The 8235-nt window shown below is 65.5% G+C and carries 8 protein-coding genes and 1 pseudogene; 4 read left to right on the forward strand and 5 right to left on the reverse strand.

Features of this window, described 5'->3' with window-relative positions:
- Positions 1–18: 18 nt before the first annotated feature.
- Positions 19–816, reverse strand: coding sequence for a Crp/Fnr family transcriptional regulator (locus tag FV222_RS11780; protein ID WP_147814357.1), 798 nt, complete (start codon positions 814–816; stop codon positions 19–21).
- A 178-nt stretch (positions 817–994) separates the two neighbouring features.
- Positions 995–1819 carry a glycoside hydrolase family 25 protein gene (locus FV222_RS11785; RefSeq protein WP_238271567.1) on the reverse strand — a complete coding sequence of 275 codons (825 nt, stop codon included), beginning with the start codon at positions 1817–1819 and terminating at the stop codon, positions 995–997.
- A gap of 253 nt (positions 1820–2072) precedes the next feature.
- Here FV222_RS11785 and FV222_RS11790 point away from each other — a divergent pair, with 253 nt between their 5' ends.
- On the forward strand, positions 2073–2516 hold the full coding sequence (locus FV222_RS11790) for a DUF488 domain-containing protein (protein WP_147814359.1): 444 nt from the start codon (positions 2073–2075) through the stop codon (positions 2514–2516).
- Between the two features lie 105 nt (positions 2517–2621).
- Here FV222_RS11790 and mntR read toward each other — a convergent pair whose 3' ends face one another.
- The gene (mntR, locus tag FV222_RS11795; RefSeq protein ID WP_147754042.1) at positions 2622–3074 is read right to left on the reverse strand and encodes a manganese-binding transcriptional regulator MntR; all 453 of its coding nucleotides are present in this window, start codon (positions 3072–3074) and stop codon (positions 2622–2624) included.
- A gap of 248 nt (positions 3075–3322) precedes the next feature.
- Between mntR and FV222_RS11800 the strand changes: the two genes are divergently transcribed.
- The 3 genes and pseudogenes from FV222_RS11800 to FV222_RS31130 form a co-directional block, all read left to right on the forward strand.
- On the forward strand, positions 3323–4666 hold the full coding sequence (locus FV222_RS11800; RefSeq protein ID WP_147765211.1) for an Nramp family divalent metal transporter: 1344 nt from the start codon (positions 3323–3325) through the stop codon (positions 4664–4666).
- A 137-nt stretch (positions 4667–4803) separates the two neighbouring features.
- Positions 4804–6042 (forward strand): ABC transporter substrate-binding protein, encoded by a 1239-nt coding sequence (locus tag FV222_RS11805; protein ID WP_147814361.1) that lies wholly within the window; start codon positions 4804–4806, stop codon positions 6040–6042.
- 252 nt (positions 6043–6294) lie between these two features.
- Positions 6295–6579 (forward strand): annotated as a pseudogene (locus tag FV222_RS31130) (transposase); the annotation flags it as partial.
- Here FV222_RS31130 and FV222_RS11815 read toward each other — a convergent pair.
- Together FV222_RS11815 and FV222_RS11820 are read right to left on the reverse strand one after the other, a co-directional pair.
- Positions 6527–7651, reverse strand: a complete 1125-nt coding sequence (locus FV222_RS11815; protein WP_147814363.1) for a deaminase — start codon at positions 7649–7651, stop codon at positions 6527–6529. The pseudogene FV222_RS31130 and the gene FV222_RS11815 sit on opposite strands and share 53 nt — an antisense overlap.
- Positions 7652–8077: 426 nt before the next feature.
- On the reverse strand, positions 8078–8235 hold a 158-nt coding region (locus FV222_RS11820), incomplete at its 5' end, for a transposase (protein WP_147812867.1).

Consider the following 8235-nt stretch of genomic DNA (forward strand, 5'->3'; position numbering starts at 1 on the left):
ACCCGGTCCGGGCGGGCGTCACCGGGCGGCATCGCGCCTCGCTGCGATCCCGTCGCGGCCGGGCTGGGCCGCGCGCTCCGAAGGTCCTGCGACGGCGTGGCCCGCGCCGAGGACGGTGTCGTAGTGGCGGTGGACGGCGCCGTGGCACTCGCAGGCGGCGTCCACCATCGCGGCCCGGTCGAGGACGGTGATGCGGCCGCGCCCGACGCGGAGCAGACCTTGCGCCTGCAGGGTGCTGAGGATGCGGGTGAGATAGGTGCGCTGGACCCCGAGCATCGCGGCGAGCTGCTCGTGGGTCACCGGCAGCACGTCGCCCGCGATCCGGTCCTGGAGGGTCAGCAGCCAGCGCAGGCAGCGCGCCTCGATCGGGTGCAGGGCGTTGCAGGCCACCGATTGCAGCACCTGCGCGAGCAGGCAGTCCGAGTAGCGGGTGAACAGGGCGCGCAGGGTGGCCGAGCGGCGCTTGGCCTCCTGCAGGTGCGCCGCGTCGAGGCGCAGGGCCGGCCCGCCGATCTGCACCACGGCGCTGGTGGAGGCGGGCACCCGGCCGTCGCTGACCACGCCGCCGACGGCGCCCTCGCAACCGATCGTGGCGGTCTCGGCGCTGCGGCCGTCCTGCATCGCGATCAGCAGGGTCACCACCGTCTGCCGGCAGGGGAAGGTGATCGCGCCGACCTCGGTGCCGGCGGCGAAGATCACGTCGCCCTTGGCGTAGGTGGTCGGTTCGAGATGCGGCGCCAGCAGGGCGCGGTCGGCGTCATGCAGGTCCTGGAGCAGGCGATTTCCGTCGAACGGGGAAGAGGACGCGGCCGGCATGCGATTCGACGGTAGGAGTTGGAACGTCACAACCTACAGGACATGCGACGGCCCGGTCCGTCCATTAGTTGACAGAACATGCACGAATTCGATGACTTTTCAGCGTCGGCGCGCGGGTTTTGCGCCGCGCACGCCCTGCGGCCCGGGTGACCCGTCCGCGCAAGCGCGGACCGGGGGACTACTTGCCGGTGCAGAGGCCCTGCTGGGCGAGGCGCCCGTGCTCGCGCGGGTCGCAATCGGTCGAGAGGAACGAGGCCCACTCGGCCGGCGTGCCGTAGAAGGCGTTGCGGTCGACGTCGCCGCGCACCCCCGGCACGCGGCCGGTCGAGGTGAACTGCCACAGCATCCACTTGCGGTTGGCGAAGCGCTGCTCGGGCTCGGCGGCGGTCGAGCGCAGCCAGTGCGGATAGTCGGGCAGCTCGCCCTCGAGCACGTCCTTGTGGAAGGTGATGTCGGTGTAGATGATCGGCCGCTTGCCGGTGTACCGCTCCATCTCCTCGAGCATGTACGTCGTCATCGCCAAGGCCTGGGCCTTGGGCAGCTTCTTGGGGCAGGTCTGCGAGTGGCCGTTCCACTCCACGTCCAGCACCGGGGGCAGGGCGGTCGGATCGTTGGGGACGTTCTTCTTGAACCAGTCCATCTGCTCCTTGGCCGAGCGGCACCAGAACACGAAGTGGTAGGCCCCGCGGGGCACGCCCGCCTGGCCAGCCGCGTCCCAGTTGGCGCGGAAGCGGTCGTCGACGTGGTCGCCGCCCTCCGTCGCCTTGATGAAGGCGAACTGGGTGCCGGCGGCGCGGACCGAGGCCCAGTCGACGTTGCCCTGCCACTTCGAGATGTCGATGCCCTGGATCGGATGGCTCTTGGCCCGCGCGACGCCCGGATGGGGCTTCGCGTCGCCGTTCGTCGGGTAGAAGTCGTTGTTGGCCGCGCACGCCGCGAGGCTCGCCAGCAGCGTCGCCGCGAGGATGCGTTTGGCGAAGGTGGACTTGGCGAGGGCGCGCAGGCCGGCCGAGGTCGGAGCGAGATCCACGGGTCGAGCATTCCTCAGCGACATCGATGCCCGGCCCGCCATCTGGTGAAGCGCCACAACAGAGGTATTCGATGACCCCGGGGCGGTTAACAGACTTTTGCCGTCAATGCGGCGGAATTCCGGAACCCGTGTCGGCCGAGACACATGACCGCGTGGACGGCGTCCGCGCGCCGCGCGCCGGTTCGGTTAAGTCACGCCGCCGCCTCGCTTCTTCGGAGGGCTCGGGTTGGGTAAGGTTCTGTTCACCATAGGATACGAAGGCCTCGACCCGGAGCGCCTGACCGGGGCGCTGCGCGACGCCGGATGCGGCCTGCTCGCGGACGTGCGGGCGGTGGCAAACTCGCGCAAGCGCGGGTTCTCGAAGGGCGCGCTCAAGGCCGGGATCGAGGAGGCGGGCCTCGCCTACGCCCACCTGCGCAGCCTCGGCACGCCGAAGGCCGGCCGCGAGGCCGCCCGCGCCCACGACGCGACGCTGATGCGCCAAATCTACTGCGAGGCGGTGCTCGACACCGCCGACGGCGGCCTGGCGTTGGACGAGCTCGCCCGGATGGCCGAGGCCGCGCCGACCTGCCTGCTCTGCTTCGAGCGCGACCCGGAGCGCTGCCACCGGCGCGTGCTCGCCGAGCGCCTGGAAGCCCGCGGCTTCACCACCGTCGACCTGTTCGGGTGACGGGCGCCGCGACGCGTCCGGACGGCCGGAGGCCCTTGCCGAGCGCGAACGCGCGCCGCCGCCCGTGCGGCGGACGCCTTCGACCCCGGTCGCAGGCCACGACCGTCACGCGTCGGGCCGGCCTTCGCTGAAGCGCCGGAACGCCTCCAGGGTCTCGCCGCTGACGTGGTGCTCGATGCCTTCGGCGTCGCGGCGCGCGGTCTCGGGGCTGACGCCGAGCGCGCACAGGAAGCGTTCGACGATGCGATGGCGCTCGCGCGCCTGGCTGGCGAGCGCCCGGCCGGCCTCGGTGAGGAACACCCCGCGATAGGGGCGCTGCTGCACCAGCCCGTCCTCGGCCAGGCGCTTCAGCATCTTGGCGACGGTCGGCTGCGCCACGCCGAGGCGGGCGGCGATGTCGACCTGGCGCGCCTCGCCGCCGTCGCCGATCAGGTCGGCGATCAACTCCACGTAGTCCTCGACGAGCTCGGAGCGGCGGGCCTCGCGGGCCTGCCGGAAGCTCTCGACGTGGACCTCCGGATCGATGAGCGCGGGCTCGGATCGTGGCGGATCCTGCATGGTGCCGGCTCTCTCCCCTCGAGCAGGTCGCGTGGGCGGACGCCCTGCGGCGTCCTTGCGCGCGATCCCTGCGGACGCACCGGGAAGCCGGTCGGCTGCGGCGCGAGGCCCCTGTTTAGCAAAAGCGCGGCGGAAGGCGAGCCCCGGCGCGGCGCAAGAATCGCCCTTGACCTTGAGCCCGGGCGCATCTTTATAGCTCATGCTATACAAGGCGCGGCACGGGGCCGTGCGGAAGCGCGGCGACGTCCATGGACCAACCCCTCGCGGAGACGCCGGCCGGCCGCCGGATCGCACCGCAGCGCGAAAACCTGAGCCGGCGCACCGAGCAGGGCATCCGCGACGTGCTCGACGGGCGGGCCGTCGGGCGCGGGCGGTTCCTGCTGTTCACGGGGCCCGCCGTGATGGCCTCGATCGCCTACATGGACCCCGGCAACTTCGCGACGAACATCCAGGCCGGCGCCAAGTACGGCTACCGCCTGCTCTGGGTGGTGCTGGCCGCCAACCTCGTGGCGATGCTGTTCCAGGCGCTCTCGGCCAAGCTCGGCATCGTCACCGGCCAAAACCTCGCCGAGCTCTGCCGCGCGGAGTTCCGCAAGCCCGTGCGGCTCGCGATGTGGGCGGTGAGCGAGCTCGCCGCGATGGCCACCGACCTCGCCGAGTTCCTCGGCGGCGCGATCGGGCTGTCGCTGCTCACCGGCATGCCGCTGTTCGCCGGCATGGTGGTCACGGCAATCGTCACCTACGCGATCCTGCTGCTGGAGCGCGGGGGTTTCCGCTGGATGGAGATCGTCATCGGCACGATGGTGGCCACCATCGGCCTCTGCTACGCGATCGAGCTGTTCGTCGCCCCGGTCGCCTGGGCCGACGCGGCCAGGGGCCTGACGACGCCGCGGATCCCGGACGCCGAGGCGCTGACCATCGCGGTCGGCATCATCGGCGCGACGGTGATGCCGCACGCGCTGTTCCTGCATTCGGGGCTGACGCAGGGGCGGGGCGGGGTCCGCGACGACGCCGACCGGCGCGTGCTGCTGCGCTACTCCAACCGCGAGGTGGTGGTGGCGCTGGCGCTCGCGGGCCTCGTCAACATCGCCATGGTGATCATGGCGGCGGCCGCCTTCCACCTCGGCCACAGCGAGGTCGCCGAGATCGACCAGGCCTACAAGACGCTGACGCCGCTGCTGGGTCCTGCGGCGGCGGGCGCGTTCCTGGTCTCGCTGATCGCGTCGGGCGTGTCGTCCTCGGTGGTCGGCACCATGGCCGGGCAGATGGTGATGCAGGGCTTCCTCGGCTGGCGCGTGCCGCTGGTCGTGCGGCGGCTGGCGACGATGGTGCCGGCCTTCGTGGTGATCGGGATCGGCGTCGACCCGACCCGCGCGCTGGTGCTGTCGCAGGTGGTGCTGTCCCTGGCGCTGCCGGTGCCGATGGTCGCGCTCGTGCTGTTCACCCGCCGCCGCGACCTGATGGGCGCCTTCGCCAACGGCCGGGCGACGCAGGTCGCCGCTTTGGCCGGCGCGGCCCTCGTGCTCTGCCTCAACGCGGTCCTGCTGGCGCAGGCCTTCGGCCTGCCGATCCCGGGGTTGGCGGCCGGCTGAGCCGGGCTCCCGTTACAGCCGGCCCGATCCGGCATGCCGGGAGGCTGACACCGGGCCGGCTTTCGCGCTCAATGGCGTCCGGACGCGAGGGTCGAGCGGCGATGAACGCCGCCGACGGCGTCCCCGGGAGAGACGCCATGATCCGTCACCTCGTCATCGCGGCCGCGTGCCTGACCGGCGCGCACGCCGCGCTCGCCCAGGACAAGGCCGCCCCGCAGAATCTCGCCCAGGCCGACCTCGCCCCCGTCAAGATCGGCGTGCTCAACGACCGCTCGGGCGTCTATTCCGATTCCACCGGCGAGGGCGCGGTGATCGCCGCGCGGCTCGCCCTGGAGGACTTCAAGCCGGCCGAGCACGGGCTGTCGGTCGAGATCGTCTCCGCCGACCACCAGAACAAGCCGGACATCGGCGCGGCGCTGACCCGGCAATGGTACGACCGCGACGGCGTCGACGCGGTGTTCGACGTGCCGACCTCCTCGGTCGCGCTCGCCGTCAACGCGATCACCCGCGAGAAGAACAAGGTGTTCGTGAATTCCGGCGGCGGCACGCCGGACCTCACCGGTGCGCAATGCACCCCCAACACCGTGCACTGGACCTACGACACGGTGGCGCTCGCCACCAGCAACGGCAAGGCGATGCTGAAGCGCGGCGGCGACACCTGGTTCTTCCTCGCCGCCGACTACGCCTTCGGCCTCGCGCTGGAGCGCGACACCCGCGCGGTGGTGCTCAAGAACGGCGGCACGGTGCTCGGCACCGTGAAGACGCCGTTCCCGACCGCCGACTTCTCCTCGTTCCTGATCCAGGCGCAGGGGTCGGGCGCCAAGGTGATCGGGCTCGCCAACGCCGGGGGCGACGCCGCCAACGCGATCAAGCAGGCGCACGAGTTCGGCATCCGCGAGAGCGGGCAGGCGCTGGCCGCCCTCCTGATCTCCTCGACCGACATCCACGCGCTCGGCACCACGATCGCCCAGGGGCTGACCCTGACGGAGGCGTTCTACTGGGACCTGAACGACCAGACCCGCGCCTTCTCCGAGCGCTTCGCCAAGCGCGACGGCGGCCGCAAGCCCACCGCCTACCAGGCCGGCGTCTACGGCGGCTTCCTGCACTACCTCAAGGCGGTGGCCGCGCTCCATTCGGCGAAGGACGGCGCCGCCGTCGTCGCCAAGATGAAGGAGATGCCGACCGACGACCCGCTGTTCGGCAAGGGGACGATCCGCGCCGACGGGCGCAAGATCCACGACATGTACCTGTTCGAGGTCAAGACACCCGCCGAATCCAAGGGCGAGTGGGACCTTTACAACGTCCTGGCGATCAACCCCGGCAAGGACGTCTTCCGCCCGCTGAACGAGGGCGGCTGCCCACTGGTGAAGGGGTGAGCGACGGATCGAACGGCACCGACGAGTCCGTCGCATGAGGCCGGACGGCTCACGAAGGGTCCTCAGATCCCTCAACCGTCATTCCGGGGCGCCGCAGGCGAGCCCGGAATCCAGAACCGCAGATCGCACTTCAGCTAGCACGGTCGGCGGATCTGGATTCCGGGCTCTGCTTCGCAGCCCCGGAATGACGGAATTGCTTTGGAAGACCGCGCGCTTCGTCAAGATGTAATGCGCGACGACGAGACCGCCGGTTGGGATCGCCTTCACGACCGCTCCCTCACGAAGCGCACCCATCACAGCCAGGGCTATTCCGAGAGCGACGCCTGCACCAACCAGGCCGAATCGTTCTTCTCACGCCTTCGCCGCGCTGAGATGGTCACCACCGCATCAGCGGCGCCTACCTCGGTGCCTACGCTGGCGTAGCGCTAGGATCATCGCCGCGCCTGCAACCCCTTCCAGTACCTGATGGCGACGAACGCCGCCCTCACACACCTGGTTTCGCGTCAGTCGAAGGGGTGCTGGCAACGGAAGGCTTAATCTCGCCCGTCGCTGATAAGACTGCGGATGAAGATTTATCTATTCCCATTGAATTGGCATTGTTAAGTGACTTGGGATCAAGAAACGTTCCGGGCAACGATTTTAATTTCATGTAACCGCCCACAATATCTTTAAATATTTTTGCCTCATCTCCTATATAATATGGAGTTTTTACGTTTAGGCTGGGGCGTGCATATCCATGCACCCAAGCACGAAAAGATCCATCAGAGTTTTTCCTCTTTCCTCTTTCGAAAAGCTCACCATATCTCCTTGGAGATATGCCAAAAAAGTGCTTAAATTCAGCAGAGGGAAAATCTTTATATTTTCCTCGATCTCCACCTTCAACGGCAATAGAGTCGCTGTGAAGATTTGCTACGGGGCTTTTCGGGTATGGCTCAAGGAAAACCACCTTTTGTATGCCGGCCGCAACAATATGTTTTGCGCACATGTGGCATGGGAAAGCGGTACAATATAAACTGCTACCTTTGGCTGAGCGACCTAACCGTGCAGCGTCAGAGATTGCAGACATTTCGGCATGGACGATCCGTCCGTATTCAAGAGCATCCATAAATTGAGAGTCTTTAATACCCTTCATTGCAAGCATATCGCTGAGCTTTAAATCCAATATATCGGCAAATTCAGCCAGTATTTCTTTCTTGCGCCTGTCGTTTGAGTCTTGCAGTCTAATATATTCGCGGTCGTCGAATTCGTCATCGCACCAGTAAGTTCCGCCGCGACCTTTCGGAACTTCGTTTGATCCTATAGAGACGATCTCGCCTTCTGTAGAAAATATTGCAGCACCAACTTGCCTTGAAAGATCGAGATTTCGAAGTGCCGCAGCTTTAGCAACGAACATTCCATATTCGTTTTTATTTGGTGAGATCGAATTAGATCCGAACAACAAGTCAACAAAACGGGATATTTGTTGATATGTAGTGGGCTTTTGTATATCTGCACTCACGATAAGATCGCCATCACTAAATAATTTGGACACCCTTTGTCCAAATTCTTCATCTTTCTCATCCTGATCTACTTGTATGATCCTTTCGGCATGGGATCTAAACTCGCTCAAATTAGCCGACCCCTTGTCACTAGCAAAAAGGCTGGCGAGATTATCGACTCTGGCTCCGCGGCGTGAGTAGATAGACACCTGGAAAAACAAGCGCCCATATACAGACCTTAGAAGGGTTATCTCTTCCTGTCTCTTAAATTGATGTATTAGATATACTGTTTTTCGCCAGGAGTTTTGTACCCGCTGTCCTTATCTTGAATTCGGAGCTTCGTAATTTTGCCAATAGTTATTGCGGCCAAAAAAGCGTTGTCGTTAAATTCTTTTCGAAGTTGATTGCCATATTTGATATAGGTATCATATCTCTTCAATTGGGTTGAGGCATCAAGAGGGTCCTTCGGTTCAACAGAACCTTTTAATTCCTCAAAAACGTCAGTAGCTTTGATTTCAATTACCCTATATTCTAAATCGCTAAGAGTCTGTCCGGCATCATGATGTTTTCTGACAGAGCTTTCGGGTCATGAGGCGGATGGAGGCCAAGAGGACGAACGCTCGCCCTTTCCGGCTTTTGCATTCCCAATCCTTCGCGAGACGGCGGCAGCGGTTGAGCCAACCGATCGTTCGCTCGACAATCCAGCGCTTGGGCA

It is taken from the genome of Methylobacterium sp. WL103 (genome assembly GCF_008039885.1).
GTDB lineage: Bacteria > Pseudomonadota > Alphaproteobacteria > Rhizobiales > Beijerinckiaceae > Methylobacterium > Methylobacterium cerastii.